The organism is Asticcacaulis sp. AND118, from assembly GCF_020535245.1.
GTDB lineage: Bacteria > Pseudomonadota > Alphaproteobacteria > Caulobacterales > Caulobacteraceae > Asticcacaulis.
This window is the reverse complement of the sequence record NZ_CP084910.1, coordinates 1,959,664-1,974,833: the sequence shown is the minus strand read 5'-3', so window position 1 is coordinate 1,974,833 and position 15,170 is coordinate 1,959,664. Positions and strand designations below refer to the sequence as shown.

The window sequence follows — 15,170 nt, the reverse complement described above, 5'->3', positions numbered from 1 at the left end:
CCTATGGATAGCTAATCGGGCGGAATTAATCTATTTTCTTAAGCTTGTCGGGGGCGGAAGCCTCCGGAATGGCATGGAAAAATGGGGCTTATAAAACGGGCTGGGGGCGCTCGGGCGGCGCGAAGCTTGCTTGACCTTCAGTCTACCTCCGCAAGTGTACCGTTTTGGTTCAGGAAAAGTGATGAGAGCGCGCCATAAGATCTCCCGCGCCGGAGTCGAACTGATCAAGAGTTTCGAAGGTCTGCGTCAGCAGGCCTCGCAGTTGCCCGACGGGCGCTGGATGATCGGTTACGGCCATACCTTCTCCGCCCGCGAAGGCGCGCGCGTCACGGCCGAAGACGCCGACGCCCTGCTGCGCTTCGACCTGCTGCCCATCGTCGAGGCGGTCAATAATCTGGTCCATACGCCGCTCAACCAGAACCAGTTCGATGCTTTGGTGTCGTTCTGCTTCAATGTCGGCATCGAGGCCTTCGGGCAATCGGACGTGCTGCGCCGGGTCAATGAAGGCCGCACCACCGAAGCCGCGCAGGCCATGGACAACTGGACCAGCGCCGAATTCAACGGCCAGACCTATGTGCTGGCCCCGCTGATCCGCCGCCGGGCTTCGGAAAAAAGCCTGTTCCTGACGCCCGACATGGCGGGGATGGAACTGGATCCGCAATTGCTGACGCCGGGCATGGTCATCCGTCCGGCGGAAAGCCCGGCGGCGCCGGTCGCAGCGCCTGTTGTCGCCGCACCGAAGCCGGTCATCACCCGCGTGGCCGATATCGCCGAAACGCCCGCACCCGCCCCCGCCACGCCGTCCATGGATGTGCAGGCCGCCCTGCTCAAGGCCGAGCAGGAGGCGCGCATTCAGGCCGAGTTCCGCCGTCTGGAGCAGGTGCGGATCGAAGAAACGCAACGCCGTGAGGCCGAGCGCGCCGCCGCCGAGGACGCCCGCAAGCTGGAGGCTGAACGCGCCGAGGAGGCGCGCCGTCTCGAAGCCGCGCGTCAGGCCGAGACCCGCCGGCTGGCCGACGAGGCCCGCGCCCGTGAGGACGCCCGTCTGCGCGAGGAGGCGCGTCGTCTGGAGGCCATTCGTCTGGCCGAGGAGACCCGCGTCCGCGAGGAAGCCCGGTTGCGCGAAGAGGCCCGCCTCAGAGAAGAGGCGCGTCTGCGTGAAGAACTGCGTCAGCGCGAGGAAGCGCGGGTGCGTGAAGAGGCCAAGCTGCGCGAGGAAATCCGCCTGCGCGAAGAGGCCCGCATCCGAGAAGACGCCCTGCGTCAGGAGGCCATGCGTCAGGCGCAGGCCCTGGCTGCCGCGCGCGTCGCCGAAGAGACGCGCCTGAACGAACTGCGCCGCCTCGAAGACGCGCGCATCGAGCAGCAGCGTCTGGAACGTCAGCGGTTCGAGGACGAGGCCCGTCAGCGCGAGGAAGCCGCCCGGCTTGAGGCCGCCCGACTCGAAGCTGAACGTTTCGAGCGCGAACGTCTGGAACAGGCCAGAGCCGAGCAGATGCGGCTGGAGCAGGAGCGCTTTGAGCGTGAGCGCTTCGAACGGGAACAGCGCGAACGCGAAGAACAGGCCAGACTTGAGCAGGCCAGACTTGAGCAGGCTAGGGCCGAACAGGCTAAAGCTGAACAAGAGCGTCTGGAGCGTGAACGCGAAGCGCAAGCCCGCGCCGAGCAGGCGCGTCTGGAGGCCGAACGCGCTGAGCGCGAACGTCAGGACGCCGAGCGTGTCGCCCGCGAACAGGCTGAGGCCGCAGCCAAGGCGGAACAGGCCAAAGCTGAACAAGAACGCAACGCTCAGGCCGCCGCAAAACCGACGCCGGATGCCGAGGCCGAAGCCGCGCGCAAGGCCGAGGCTGCGGCGGCCCTGATGCGCCTCTATTCGCCCTATGCGACCATGGCGGGGCCATTGGCCAAGCCGAAGCCCGCGCCGGCCCCGGCCGCTGCGCCGGCTCCAGTCCCTCAGGCCCCGCCGCATACCCCGCCGCCGGCGGCGGCCGCGCCGTTTGAGATATCGTCGCGTCGCGATCCTGAGCCCACACCGCCGCCGCCTGATCCGCGTCCCGCCCTGCACGTGGTGCAGCCGGAAGAGGTTGAGGAAGAGGAAGACGCGCCGCTGGTGATGAAGCTCCACAGCAAGGTGGAGCCGGGCGTGCGTCCCAATCCGTCGCTGATCGCGCCGCCGACCGTGGTGGCGTCTCCGGTCAGCGTCAAGACCGACACCAGCGCCTCCGTGCCGCCGCCTGCCGCGCCTCAACCGGCTCCGCAGCCGGCGGCCGAAGCGCCGCTTCATTGGCGCGATCAGTTGCAGCACCCGGCGACGGGCATGGCGGGTGTGGCCGCCGCCGCCGTGCATCACGATGCCCTGAGCCTCAATTCCCAGACCGAGCCCCATTCCCAGACCTATCTCCATGCCGAAGAGGGGGGGGAGGCCGACGACGAATGGCTGGCCGAGGATGGCCGTATCGCCGTCTCGACCGAAGAGGCCGAGGCCAATGAGCGCAGCCTGTGGCAGATGATCGCCTCGACCCTGCAATGGATCTTCATTTCGGTGATCGGTCTGGCGGCGCTGGGGGGGGCGGCGGGCGCCTATCAGAAGGCCATCAATCTCGAAATGACCGAGCCGGGCAATGCCGATGTCTTCACCACCATGTCGATTACGCTGGCCGTGGTGGGCATTGTTTGCGTCTGCGTCTCGGTATGGCTGATCTTCCGCCGTCTGGGCGGTTTGAAGGACTAACCCCCCCCGCATCGACACAAATGAAAAGGCCCTGCCGGAACCGGCAGGGCCTTTATTTTTGCGCGATCGCTGTGTCTTACGACAGGCGGGTCGCCACCTGCGTGATGGCCTGATCGACCAGCGGATCGCTCTTCAGGCCGTCGGCGCGGCTGAGGAGTACGTTTTCCGCGATCTGGGTAGCCAGATCGGTCGCGGCGGCTTTGACCTCGGACGTCGCCTTGGCTTCGGCCTGCGCGATCTTGGCTTCAGCCTGAGCCTGACGACGCTTGATCGACTCGTCGAGCTTCGTCTTGGCCTCGGTGGTGAGGCGCTGGGCCTCTTCCTCGGCGAAGGCGATCAGTTCCTTGGCCTTCTGCTCGGCCGCAAGGCGCTCGGCCTTGATCTGGTTGAGCAGGGCCTGCGCTTCCTGACGGATGCGCACGGCTTCGTCCAGTTCGGCGCGCACGGCATTGCCGGTGTCGGCCAGCGAGGCCCACAGCTTCTGCGGCACCTTCATGACGATCAGCAGCAGGAAGAAGCAACCCAGACCGATGCGGACCCAGGTTTCGGGATTGGCCCAGAAGGACGGTTCAGCGTGTTCCATCGGGTGCTCCTCAGCTCTTCTTCAGGGCGGCGGTCAGCGCCGTCTTGGTCGGGGCCTTGCCCGTCAGCTTTTCGACCAGCGCCGACGCGGTGTCGGTGGCGATCTCGGTGACGTGGGCCAGGGCTTCGTCGCGCTTGGCGCGGATCGCGGCTTCGGCCTCGGCCAGAATGCCGTTCAGACGAGCGTCTTCCTTGGCCTGAGCCGCGGCCAGTTCGGCGGCAGCCTTGGCCTTGGCGTCGGCGGCCAGCTTGCGTGCGGCGGCCTGAGCCGCGGCGGTTTCGGCGGCGGCGTCCTTGGCCTGGGCTTCGGCCTCGTCGCGGATGGCGCGGGCATTGGCCAGATCCTCGGCGATCGTCGCGCCGCGCGTGTCGATGACCTTGCGCAGGCGAGGGGCGAAGATCTTGGCGATCAGGATGAACAGCACGGTGAAGATGACGACCAGCCACACCATCTGACCCGCCCAGTGTTCCGTCTGGAACTGCGGCAGGCCGCCGGAAGCGTGCGCTTCGCCGTGGCCGGTGGAGGTGGTGTGGGCGTCGCCGTGAGCCGCTTCGGCGGAAGCGGGGGCTTCGGCGAGGGGCTCAAGCGTGGCCACCGTGGTCACGGGCGTTTCGGCGCTCGTTTCACTGGCCGCGGGGCTAGCGGTTACGCTCATGATTTGATCCTTTTGATCCGCGGCCGGGCCACGGACTATGGGTCTGTCGGGTAGCGCATCGGGTGCGCCTGAAAAACGAACGGATCAGACTGTGACGCCAGCCTGATCCGTCGAAAAGTCCGGTCTTCGTCGGGCGAACGCCTGCGGCGAACCAGCCCGCGAAAGCGGGATTAGCCGTTCAGGATCATGATGGCGATAACGAACGCCAGAATGCCGAGGGCTTCGGTCAGGGCCATACCGATGAAGAGGTTGGTCTGTTGCGACTTGGCCGCCGAAGGGTTGCGCAGCGCGCCCTGGAAGAAGTTGCCGAACAGCAGACCGAGGCCGATACCGGCACCGATCATACCCAGCATGGCCAGACCCGCGCCGAGGAACTTGTAAGCAGAAGCGTCCATAGACTTTTAACTCCGTAGGAAGAAGAGGATAAACGTAAGCAATCAGGATGACTTAGTGGTGATCAAGGTTCACCACGTCATTGAGGTACACGCAGGCCAGCACCGCGAAGACGAAGGCTTGCAGATAGGCCACCAGGAATTCCAGCGCCGTCAGGGCCACGACCGCCGTCAGCGACACGAAGCCGCCGAGATAGCCGAGCGCACCCGCCGAGGCCAGAGCCACGATGAAGCCCGCGAACACCTTCATCACGATGTGACCGCCGACCATGTTGCCGAACAGACGCAGCGTCAGGGTGATGGGGCGCATCAGGAAGGAGATGATTTCGATGGGGACCAGGATCGGCAGGATCAGCAGCGGCACGCCCGACGGCATGAACAGCTTGAAGAAGCCGAAGCCGTTCTTGACGAAGCCGACGACGATGACCGTACCGATGGTCAGGATGGCGAGCATGGCGGTGACCGCCAGTTGCGAGGTCGCCGTGAAATAGGTGGTCATGCCGACCAGGTTACAGCTCAGGATGAACAGGAAGAGCGTGAACACGAACGGGAAGAAGGCGCGGCCGTCGTGGCCGATGATCGATTCGGCCAGGTCGTCGATCAGGGTGAAGACGCCTTCGGCCATCACCTGAAAACGGCCCGGAATGATCGAGGCGCGCGCCGTCGTCAGGGCGAAGAACAGGATCACGCAGCCGACGCCGATCAGCATGGCCAGCACGGAGTTGGTGATCGACAGGTCGACGGGGACACCAGCAACATCGACGGTCGGCAATTCGACGACCTTCTGAATCTGAAACTGGTGCAACGGATCGGCCATAAGCCCTACCTCATCAATTCAAATAGCTATTGGTCGAAACGACCGAAAAATCTCAACGACGTCCGCTGCGGGCGACGGCATAGACCCCGGCGACCAGACCCACGATCGCGCCGATAATGATCCCGAAGGGGCGCGTATGCAGATATTCGTCACTCAGCCAGCCAGCCCCCAATCCGATGAAAATGCCCCCGAGAAGTTCGCCCAGAGCCTGATAGCCCTTTCCGGCGCCCGCTTCGGTTTCGACGTGGTCGTTCTCTTTGCGGCGCTTCTTCTGCTCAATGGCATCAAGCCGCCGTTCGAGGTCGTCCAGCTTCGACGAAGTCTCATGATCGGGGTCGTTATTCATATTCGGACCTTTCGGAAGGACATTCGCACACAGACAAATATCCCCCTTCGGACGGCGCGGAACCTAATCGGACAGACCGCAAAGGTCAAGCAAGCCGATGACATAAAGTTGATCTAATTGCCCCGTGCAAACGCCACGCGGCATCACTATTTGCGAAAATTCGTTTCCCGCGCGGGGCCGGAGCCTCGGAAACCCTTACAGCAAACGTTTGCGGCGCGTTTTTCCCGACGCTGTAAGACTTTGGTCCCATCTCTGATCTTTGGGCATCAGGCGACCAGCGCTTCGGCGGCCTTGAGATCGACGCTGACCAGTTGCGACACGCCGCGCTCGGCCATGGTCACGCCGAACAGGCGGTCCATGCGCGCCATGGTCACCGGATTATGGGTGATGGCGATGAAACGGGTATTGGTGCGGGTCCGCATCTCGTCCAGCAGGCGGCAATAGCGGTCGACATTGGCGTCGTCCAGCGGCGCATCGACTTCGTCGAGCACGCAGACCGGGGCCGGATTGGCCAGAAACACGCCGAAAATCAGCGCCGTAGCCGTCAGGGCCTGCTCGCCGCCCGACATCAAACTCATGGCCGACAGGCGCTTGCCCGGCGGACAGGCGAAGATTTCCAGACCGGCCTCCAGCGGATCGTCCGATTCGACCAGCCGCAGTTCCGCCGACCCGCCGCCGAAGAGGGCGACAAACAGGGTCTTGAAGTGTGCGTTGATCACCTCGAACGCCGCCAGCAGCCGTTCGCGGCCTTCGGCATTCAGTTCGTCGATGCCGTCGCGCAACTTGCCGATGGCCGTCGTCAGGTCCAACCGTTCGCGGCTGATGCCTTCCAGCCGCTCCTGATACTCCGCAGCCTCTTCCTCGGCGCGCAGATTGACCGCGCCCAGTTGATCGCGCTCCTTTTCAAGGCCGGACAGCAGGGCCTCGGCCCCGGCGGCGTCCGATGGCGTGGCGATGGCTTCTTCTTTCAGGCGCAGGCCCAGCGCGTCGGGCGTGCCTTCCGTCTGGTCGAGGATCTGCGCTTCGATTTCGTCCTTGCGGGTCGTGGCGGCTTCCAGCCGGGCCAGCGCCCCGGCGCGCTTTTCGCGGGCCTGAGCGGCGGCCTGTTCGCGCGCTTTTTCCTCGGCGTCGGCCTCGCGTTTGGCGGTGTCGGCAAGGGTCAGGGCGTCGCGGGCCTCCGACAGGCGCTTTTCGGCGGCAGTGAGCGAATCGAGCAGGCTCCGGCGGCGGGTTTCAAACGTCGCGGGCGCGGCCTCGGCGATGGCCAGCGCCGCCATAGTCATTTCCTGTTCGCGCGTCAGCTTGTCGACGCGGTTGCCCGATTCGCCGTGACGGCGCGTCCAGTCGTTCAGGTCGCGGCTGAGGTTGCGTTCGCGCGATTCGCGCTGCTGACGGTTGCGGGCGTCCTCGTCCAGCGCCGACCGCGCGACCAAGACGGCCTGACGGCAGGTATTGGCGAGATTGCGTGCGTCGACCAGAGCGTCGTTCAACGCATCAAGCGCCTCCGGTGACGATTGCGCGTCGGCCAGATCCTCATAGGCGGTCTTGGCCTCGCCCAGATCGGCGCGCAGGCGCTTGATGCTGCCGTCCAACGCTTCCATGCGCGTTTCGTACTGGGTCTGGCGGCGGCTGAGGTCATCGGCCTGAGTCGTCTTCGTGCGCAGGTCACGCTCCAGTTCCGGCAGGCGGACACGCGCCTGACGCAGGCGATCCTCGAAGCTGCGCTGGGCGTCGGCAGCGGTTTTCAGCGCCGCCTGGGCCGCGTCGAGTTCCGGTTTGAGCGTGTCGATCTCGGCCTCAAGCTCGTCGAAGCGCGTGCGTTGCGCCAATCGGACGGCGGCGGGTTTGGGGGCCCTGGCGCGGACGATCAGCCCGTCCCAGCGCCACAGGTCGCCTTCTTTCGACACCAGCCGCGCGCCCATGGGCAGTTGCGTCTGAAGCCGGTCGCCCTCGGTCTGATCGACCACGCCGATGGCCGACAGGCGCAAGGCGAGGGCGGGCGGGGCCTTGACGAACTGCGCCAGCGGCGTGACGCCCAGTGCGGCCAGATCGCTGAACACCGCTTGCGAAGCGAAATCCTCGGCCCAGAAGGCCAGCGCATCGAGCGCGCCGCGCTTCGACAGGCTGAGATTGAGGTCGTCGCCCAAAGCGGCGGCCAGCGCCAGTTCATAGCCCTTGTGGGCGCGCACGGCGTCGAGTACGGGACTTTTAGCTTTACCCGCATTGGCGTTCAGGATTTGCGACAGGCCGCGCGATTCGGCGGTCAGCCGCCCCAGCCGGTCCTCGATATCGCGCGCGGTCTTGCGCGCCTGAGCCTCGGCATTGACTACGTCCACCCGCCCGCCTTCCAGCGCTTCGGCCTCGGCGCGGGCGGCGTCCAGCGCGCCTTGCGCGGCCTCGGCGGCGGTGCGGGCGGTTTCCAACGCGGCGTGATCGAAAACGCCCAACGCCTGCTTTTCGCGTTCGGCCTGATTGGTCTGGGCCAGCAGGCGCTCGAAGCGCGTCTGCGCCTCCTTCAGGCGCGTGGCCTCCAGCCGCTGACGCTCGGTCAGGGCGGCCAGTTCGGCGGCCAGTTCCTCGATGCGCTGATCGGCCTCGACGCGCTCGCCCTCGGCCATCAGCACGGCGGCCTTCAGTTCCGGCTCGCGCGACGGGGCCTCCTTGATCTCGGCGCGCACGCGGTCGAGCATTTCGCTCAGGCGTTCGATCTGCGACTGCCCGTCGCGGGCCAGTTCCAGTTCGCGGGCGTGGTCGGCCTGCTGACGGCGCAGATCGCCTTTCAGCCGCTCGATCTCGGCGTGCGCCTGCTGCGCTTCGAGGTCGAGGCGCTCCTTTTCAATGGTCAGGCGGTGATTGACGGTGGCGGCGACGGCCTCTTCCTCGCGCAGGGGCGGGATGGCCTCGGCGGTCTTGAGGGCGGCGGTCTGGGCGGCGGCCGCTTCGCGCGTCGTCTCCTCGACGGCCTGCGACAGGGCCTGCATTTCGCCGGTTGCCGTCTGGAACAGGGCGATGGCCTCCAGCCAGCGGGCGTGGAGAATGGCCTTTTGCAGGGCGCGGATTTCGGCGGAAATCTTCTTATATTTGTCGGCCTGACGCGCTTCGCGCTTCAACCGCGACAGGGCGGTGTCCAGTTCGCGCGAAATGTCGTCCAGCCGCGCCAGATTGCTTTCGGCGGCGCGCAGGCGCAGTTCGGCCTCGTGGCGGCGGGTGTGCAGGCCCGACACCCCGCCGGCTTCTTCGAGCACGCGGCGGCGGTTCTGCGGCTTAGCGGCGATCAGCTCGGAAATCTGCCCCTGACGCACGAGGGCCGGGGAGTTGGCCCCGGTCGAGGCGTCGGCGAACAGCAGTTGCACGTCGCGCGCACGCACCTCCCTGCCATTCACCTTATAGGTCGAGCCCTGACCGCGATCGATGCGCCGGGCGATATCGAGCACGGGCTGATCGGTGAAGGGCTGAGGCGCCAGACGCGCCGAATTGTCGATGGTCAGGGTGACTTCGGCCCAGTTGCGCGACGGGCGCTTGTCCGAACCGGCGAAGATGACGTCCTCCATGCCGGCGCCGCGCATGGCCTTGGCGGAGGTCGCGCCCATCACCCAGCGCAGAGCCTCCAGCAGGTTCGACTTGCCGCAACCGTTGGGGCCGACAATGCCCGTCAGTCCGGGTTCGATGCGGAATTCCGACGCATCGACGAAGGACTTGAAGCCGGAAAGTCTCAGACGTTGAAACTGCAAGAAGGAACCAAATTCTGTGGTGCGCGAATCAGAGGTGACCGAAAGATTAACGGGTTTTTGCCGTTTCACCTAGAGCGAGATGATTTAAAGTGGAAACATCATCTCGCTCTAAGTTTTTGAGGTCGCGCAATTTTTTCGAAAAGTGGTGCCCACTTTATCGGATTGCGCTCTAATTGGGGCACCTGATAGGGCGTGTTAAGGCGTCGCCGGACGCAAGGCAAGCCGTGGTCGAAGAGCGGGGATGAGCGAAATCGGGGAATATCGCGCAGACGCCGGAATTTCGGTCACAATTGTTCGTTAAATGCAAAGACATCCCGCGATCTGGTTGGTAATAAACTCAGGATAGTAGGAAATATACGATCCCGCCGGGCCTATCGCATTCGGGCCGAGCAGAGGGACATCAGGGTGGCGCGTCCGGACCGGCAGTGTTTTCTGCTTTCCAGGTGACCCATGGGTATTCATGTTCAGACCATTTCGTCTCAGGTCTATAAGGCGCTGCGCGACCAGTTGATCGCCGGGCATTTCCCGCCGGGTCAGCCGATCCGTCAGGATGCGGTGGCGGCCGGGTTCGGCGTGAGCAAGATTCCCATTCGCGAAGCCCTGTTCCGGCTGGAGCGCGAAGGGCTGATCTCATCTGAAGCCAACAAGGGTTTTTACGTCATCCCGCTGACGCAGGAAGAGGCGGTCGACGTCTATACGCTGCGTTTGCAGATGGAGCCGCAGGCCGTGGCCGAGGCGGCGCTTATGGCCAGCGAAGCGGACAAGGCCTTTGCGCGCGTGGCGTTCGATGAGTTGAACCGCGCGGCGCAATCGGACCGCCTGCGCGTGCCGCACGCCAACCGCATGTTCCACCTGTCGCTGATCCGTCCGCTGAAAAAGCCGGTGACGGTGCAGTTCATCGAGCGCCTGCACATTATTTCAGAGCGCAATCTCGGTGAGCACCTCGAACCCGCGGGCGGCGAGGATCAGGCGCATATGGAACACCGCACCATGCTGGAATACTGGCTGAACGGCGAGGCCGAGGCGGTCAAGGCGCTGGTCCATCAGCACATTCAGGCGACCTTCAGCGAACTGATGTCGCACTATAAATAGGAACGGCGGTCCGGTCTATCTGACCGCCTTGATGGCCGCTTCGATGGCGGCGTAGTTGCTGTCGACCCGTTTGCCGTTGACGAAGAAGGTCGGGGTCGATTCGACATCGTCCTTCTTCATATTGGCTTCCATGCGCCCCGATATGGCCTTGAACAGGTCCTCGTTCTTGAGGCAGGCGTCGGCTTCCCTCTGGTTCAGCCCGGCCTTGGCGGCCAGGGTGCGGAACACCGGTTCGGCTTCGCCGGTCTCATAGACCTTGGACTGGGCGGCGAAGAAGCCCTCGATCACGGTGAAATAGGCCTTGGTGCCGCCCTTCTGACCGATCCAGTTGGGCTTGGCCGCCGCGCAATGGCCCAGCATGTAGACGCCGAAAGCCATGGGGGCGGGGTTGGTCGCCACTTCGCGATAGACGTACTTCACCTTGCCGGTCTTGACGTAGTCGCGGTCGAACTTGGCCCAGTTGGTGTTGTACCAGGCGGCGCAATGGGTGCAGGTGACCGAGCCGTATTCGACCACGGTGACGCGGGCATTGGCCGCGCCCTTGGTCATTTCGTTGAGCGGCGCGATTTTGGCGCCCTTGCCCGTACTTTGCGCGTCGGCGGCGACGCTGAACAGGGCCGTGGCGAGCGCGGCGAGCATGAAGACCGCCAGCGCCTGCTGCCAGAAGGGCGCGCGGCGGGCGCGATCGTAGAAGCGGCGGGCAGTGGCGGTCATGTCGATACTCGCTTGTATGACTCTACTTCTTGGCCGGGGCGGCCTTGTCGAGGGCGGCGGTGAAGGCCTCGACGCTGGTGTAGTCGCCCTCGAATTTCTGACCGTTGATGATCAGGGTCGGGGTGCCGGTGATGTTGTCGGCCTTGCTGTACTTTTCCATATTGGCCTGAATGCGCTCCAGACCCTTCGGATCGTTGACGCACTTGGCAAAGGCTTCGTCGGACAGGCCGGCCGAATTGGCCACCCGCTTGAGGATGCCCTTGGCGTCGCCCGTGGTGAACAGTTCGCGCTGCGAGCGCATGATGGCGTCGATCACCTCGAAATACTTGTCCTTGCCGGCGCAGCGCGCGACCAGAACGCCCGCCGCCGACACATCGGCCGGAGGGGTGAGGAACTCACGATAGATATATTTCACCTTGCCGGTCTCGATGTACTTTTCCTTGACCGTCGGGAAAACCTTCTCGTTGAACTCGGCGCAGTGCGAGCAGGTGACCGAGGCGTATTCGACCAGGGTGATCGGTGCTTCGGCCTTGCCCATGACCATGTCATCGGCCCCGGCGTCGGTCTTGGCGCCGCCATCGCAAGCGGCGAGGGCGAGGGTGCCGAAGGCGGCTGCGGCCAGAAGCGCGCCGCGAACGACGGTTTGACGGGTCAGGTGCATGGATCGAGCCCTCATAGTAAGAATCCGGGTAAGAATCTGGGTTCAGCTTTGTTGCAAAAGCTTCTCCGGTCTTCCTACGGCGAGATTATGGCTTTTGGCAAGTTACTTCCGACGGTTGCGATCCTTCAGCAGCACCGAACGGCCCAGCCGCAGCAGTTCGCGCCGCAGCTTTTCATCGGCGACGGCCTGAACGCTGTCCTGCAGCGCCAGTTCTTCGGCGGCGCTGAGGGGTCTGGGAGGCGGCGGCGGGGCGGGGCGTGAGACCTTCTGCACCGGGCCCTGAATCAGGCGCAGGCGATCGACCGTACCGGCCCCCAGGAACAGGTTAACGCGGTCGATGATCACGCGGCTCTGATGCTGGATGACCGAGGCGAACGACCCTTCGACGCGCAGGTCCAGCGTGCCGCCGGCCTTGGCGCCGGGGCGGGCGCGAATGACCTTCACCGGTTCTGTGACACGCGCCACCGTATCGCCGACGATTTCCGGCCAGCGGTTCTTCAAGCGGCCTGCGCCGGTGTCATAGGCCTCAAATCGCGCATTGAGCGCCTTCATCATCGGCGCTATCTGTCGGTTTACAGGCGGTGAAGGCTGAGGCGCGCGGCGTGTCCGCGTGGTGCGCAGGATGCGCATAGCCTCTTCATAGGACGGCAGGTCACGTTTCATGGTGTTGAGTATAAAGCGCATCCCAAAAAGTGTGCAGCGGTTTTTGGAATCGGATGCGCGACAAAAAGAGCGTATGGACGAAGATGTCTCGTCTGCGCGTCGCAGATTGCTGGACTGGTACGATCTGCACGCGCGGGTTTTACCGTGGCGCGAAGGACCGGGTGCGGAACTGAAGGCCGATCCGTACCGCGTGTGGATGTCGGAAGTGATGCTTCAGCAGACGACCGTGCCGCACGCCGCCCCCTATTTCGAGAAGTTCACCGCCATCTGGCCGACGGTCGCCGATCTGGCCGCAGCACCCGATGAGCGGGTGATGGCCGAATGGGCGGGGCTTGGCTACTATTCGCGGGCGCGCAACCTGCTGAAATGCGCGCGGGCCGTGGTCAGCGAACACGGCGGGGCGTTTCCGGCGGATGAGGCAGCCTTGCTGAAACTGCCGGGTTTCGGGCCCTATACGGCGGCGGCTGTGATAGCCTTTGCCTTCGGTAAGGCCGCCAATGTGGTCGACGGCAATGTCGAGCGGGTGATGAGCCGGCTCTATGCGGTGAAGACGCCGGTGCCGCAGGCGCGGCCCTTGTTGCGCGAGCTGGCCGGGCGCTGGGTGCGTGAGGATCGGGCGCGCGACTGGCCGCAGGCGTTGATGGACCTGTCGGCCAGTGTGTGCCGTCCGAAGTCGCCGACCTGTTTACTGTGCCCGTTGCAGACGGACTGTGCGGCCTTCGCCGAAGGTCAGCCGGAGATATACCCGGTCAAGGCCGCCAGGCCGCCCAAACCGGTGCGGCACGGGGTGGCCTTCCTGATCGTGTCGGATGAGGGTGTGGTGGTCGAGCGCCGTCCGGACAAGGGCCTGCTGGGTGGAATGCTCGGCCTGCCGCATCTGGACTGGCGGAGCGAGGTTTGGGGAGAGGCTTTTCCCTCTCCTTGGGGGAGAGGGTGGCCCGAAGGGCCGTGTGAGGGGGCAGCGGCGCAGAAGACACCCCCCTCACCCGATGCTCCGCATCTCCCTCTCCCTCAGGGAGAGGGGAGTTGGCGATATATTGGTGCCTACGAACACGTTTTTACGCACTTTGCACTGAAGCAGCAGGTATGGCGGATCGATCTGACCGGTGATGAGATGGTGGTTTTTCTCCGTCAGCACAATGTCTATCAATTGTTGCCTCACGCGGAGACCAAAGCCCTGCCGACGGTTTTCGCCAAAGCCCTGGAATTGAAATAAAAAAGCCCCGCCGGTTAAGGCGGGGCAGGGGAGGGTTCACGAGGTACGCTTACTCCGCACGCGATGGACGATGTCGCATCCGCGGTACGTTCAGGGAAGGGGCCCCACGTAATCCAACCGGATTGCGCAAGCTAAACATTAAGCCCCTTCCTTGTTGCTGCCATTACCGGCGAGGGTGCACTTTTCAGGCACGCCGGGATTGGTGGCGGCGACATGACAGGGCACGGCGGGATTGAGGGCCGTGCGGGCCTTGTTAAGCACGGCGATATAGCCGCGCTTGTTGACACAGGCGATTTCAAGCACCACTTGGCCGTTGTTTTCAAACGCGTAGCGGGCCTCGCCGATCACGCAGTCGGCCTTGATCGACTTGTGGTTGGCGCTGAGGGTCTGCAGATGCGTCTTGAGCTGATCCTGCGAGACGAAGGCGCAATCGGTCTTCTGCACGGCGGCGGCGAAGCAGTCGAAGCTCTCCAGCTTGCCGTCCTTGCCAGCGTCGGGGATCAGGGCGATCAGACCGGTTTTGGCTTCGGCGCACTTGAATTCGGCCAGATCGCGATTGGTGGCGGTATCGCGGCCGATGCGCCGGAAATCCTCGATGGTGCAGGCCACGCCGGCGGCGGTCAGGGCCCTCGCATAGGCGTCCTTATATCTGGCTTTGGTCTCGTCCCGCTTGGCCTTGCCCGCAGCCGCGAGGGCCGCTGTATCGGTGAATTTGCAGCCGCCGATCGAGGCGGCCTTGTCGCAACCGACCGTACCCTTGAACTGCGTGTCGAGATCGGTGATCAGCACGAAACCGGGCTTACCCTCGCACCCGACCTCGTAATATTCGGCGTCCTTGGTGGCGCCGACGAAGCGGGCATTGCTGATCGTGCAGTCGGAGGCGTTCTTTTTCACCAGAGCGCTGAGGGTCTGCGGCGCCTGTTCCGGCGTGGTCAGTTCGCATTTCAGCGCGGTGTCGGCGGTTTTCAGGCAGTTGAGGAACCCGACCGTTTTCTCCGTGGTCTTGTGCGTCGGAACGATGAAGACGCCGCCGGCGGTATTCTTGCAGCTGATCTCATAGGTTTCGCTATGGGCCGTCGCGTCAGCGCGGATGAAGCGCGCACCGGCGATCTGGCAGGACGGGATTTTCGACTTGGCAGTATCGGTCAGCCAGTAGTGGGCGGCGCGATTGCTTTTGAGCTTGCACACCGGGCTGCCGGGCGCGGTCTTGGCGATGGCGGCGGCTTCGAGGCAGCCCATCGGGTCGCCGAACGGTGCGGTTTTTGTCTTGTAAAGAATGTAGCCGCGCTGGTCTTTACAGGCGACTTCAAAACCTTCGATGGCGGTTTTCTTGCCGTCCACGGTGGCTTCGGCGGCGGTGGGGGCCGAGGCTTCGGTCACTTCACACGGCAGACCGAACTGCGGCATGAGTTTGCTGACGTCCTTGATCCTGTCGGCGGCGGCTTCGGCGGCCAGCATTTCCTTGCGGCTTTGCTGCGCGGAAGCGGACGTGGCGGCGAGGCCTAACCCGGCGCATACGGCCAGAGCGACCGCCAAATGGCGGAATGTATTGGTGATCATCCTGTCGTT

At 64.3% G+C, this 15,170-nt stretch carries 13 protein-coding genes; 3 read left to right on the top strand and 10 right to left on the bottom strand.

Annotation, left to right across the window (positions count from 1 at the left end; genetic code table 11):
• Positions 1 to 181: 181 nt before the first annotated feature.
• Positions 182 to 2,731 carry a lysozyme gene (locus tag LH365_RS09535; RefSeq protein WP_226743411.1) on the top strand — a complete coding sequence of 850 codons (2,550 nt, stop codon included), beginning with the start codon at positions 182 to 184 and terminating at the stop codon, positions 2,729 to 2,731.
• Positions 2,732 to 2,807: 76 nt separating this feature from the next.
• On the opposite strand, the gene LH365_RS09530 is transcribed toward LH365_RS09535, so the two are convergent.
• From LH365_RS09530 to smc, 6 genes are all read right to left on the bottom strand, one after another.
• Complete coding sequence (locus LH365_RS09530; protein WP_226743410.1) at positions 2,808 to 3,314, bottom strand: ATP F0F1 synthase subunit B; 507 nt, start codon at positions 3,312 to 3,314, stop codon at positions 2,808 to 2,810.
• A gap of 10 nt (positions 3,315 to 3,324) precedes the next feature.
• Positions 3,325 to 3,969 carry a hypothetical protein gene (locus tag LH365_RS09525; RefSeq protein WP_226743409.1) on the bottom strand — a complete coding sequence of 215 codons (645 nt, stop codon included), beginning with the start codon at positions 3,967 to 3,969 and terminating at the stop codon, positions 3,325 to 3,327.
• 170 nt (positions 3,970 to 4,139) lie between these two features.
• A complete protein-coding gene (locus tag LH365_RS09520; protein WP_013478623.1) occupies positions 4,140 to 4,364 on the bottom strand; it encodes a F0F1 ATP synthase subunit C in 225 nt (74 codons plus the stop codon).
• A 52-nt stretch (positions 4,365 to 4,416) separates the two neighbouring features.
• Positions 4,417 to 5,178 (bottom strand): F0F1 ATP synthase subunit A, encoded by a 762-nt coding sequence (locus tag LH365_RS09515; protein WP_226743408.1) that lies wholly within the window; start codon positions 5,176 to 5,178, stop codon positions 4,417 to 4,419.
• Between the two features lie 52 nt (positions 5,179 to 5,230).
• Positions 5,231 to 5,524: an AtpZ/AtpI family protein gene (locus tag LH365_RS09510; protein WP_226743407.1), complete on the bottom strand. Its 294-nt coding sequence runs from the start codon at positions 5,522 to 5,524 to the stop codon at positions 5,231 to 5,233.
• A 266-nt stretch (positions 5,525 to 5,790) separates the two neighbouring features.
• The gene (gene smc, locus LH365_RS09505) at positions 5,791 to 9,255 is read right to left on the bottom strand and encodes a chromosome segregation protein SMC (protein WP_226743406.1); all 3,465 of its coding nucleotides are present in this window, start codon (positions 9,253 to 9,255) and stop codon (positions 5,791 to 5,793) included.
• Positions 9,256 to 9,705: 450 nt separating this feature from the next.
• Here smc and LH365_RS09500 point away from each other — a divergent pair, with 450 nt between their 5' ends.
• Entirely contained in the window at positions 9,706 to 10,347 is a 642-nt protein-coding gene (locus LH365_RS09500; RefSeq protein ID WP_226743405.1) for a GntR family transcriptional regulator, read from the top strand.
• A gap of 15 nt (positions 10,348 to 10,362) precedes the next feature.
• On the opposite strand, the gene LH365_RS09495 is transcribed toward LH365_RS09500, so the two are convergent.
• From LH365_RS09495 to LH365_RS09485, 3 genes are all read right to left on the bottom strand, one after another.
• Positions 10,363 to 11,061, bottom strand: coding sequence for a thioredoxin domain-containing protein (locus tag LH365_RS09495; protein ID WP_226743404.1), 699 nt, complete (start codon positions 11,059 to 11,061; stop codon positions 10,363 to 10,365).
• A gap of 22 nt (positions 11,062 to 11,083) precedes the next feature.
• Entirely contained in the window at positions 11,084 to 11,722 is a 639-nt protein-coding gene (locus LH365_RS09490; protein ID WP_226743403.1) for a DsbA family protein, read from the bottom strand.
• A 102-nt stretch (positions 11,723 to 11,824) separates the two neighbouring features.
• The gene (locus tag LH365_RS09485; RefSeq protein ID WP_226743402.1) at positions 11,825 to 12,385 is read right to left on the bottom strand and encodes a DUF721 domain-containing protein; all 561 of its coding nucleotides are present in this window, start codon (positions 12,383 to 12,385) and stop codon (positions 11,825 to 11,827) included.
• A 73-nt stretch (positions 12,386 to 12,458) separates the two neighbouring features.
• On the opposite strand from LH365_RS09485, the gene mutY reads away from it, so the two are divergent.
• Positions 12,459 to 13,601: an A/G-specific adenine glycosylase gene (mutY, locus tag LH365_RS09480; protein ID WP_226743401.1), complete on the top strand. Its 1,143-nt coding sequence runs from the start codon at positions 12,459 to 12,461 to the stop codon at positions 13,599 to 13,601.
• 138 nt (positions 13,602 to 13,739) lie between these two features.
• Here mutY and LH365_RS09475 read toward each other — a convergent pair whose 3' ends face one another.
• Complete coding sequence (locus LH365_RS09475; RefSeq protein ID WP_226743400.1) at positions 13,740 to 15,161, bottom strand: hypothetical protein; 1,422 nt, start codon at positions 15,159 to 15,161, stop codon at positions 13,740 to 13,742.
• Between the last annotated feature and the right edge of the window lie 9 nt (positions 15,162 to 15,170).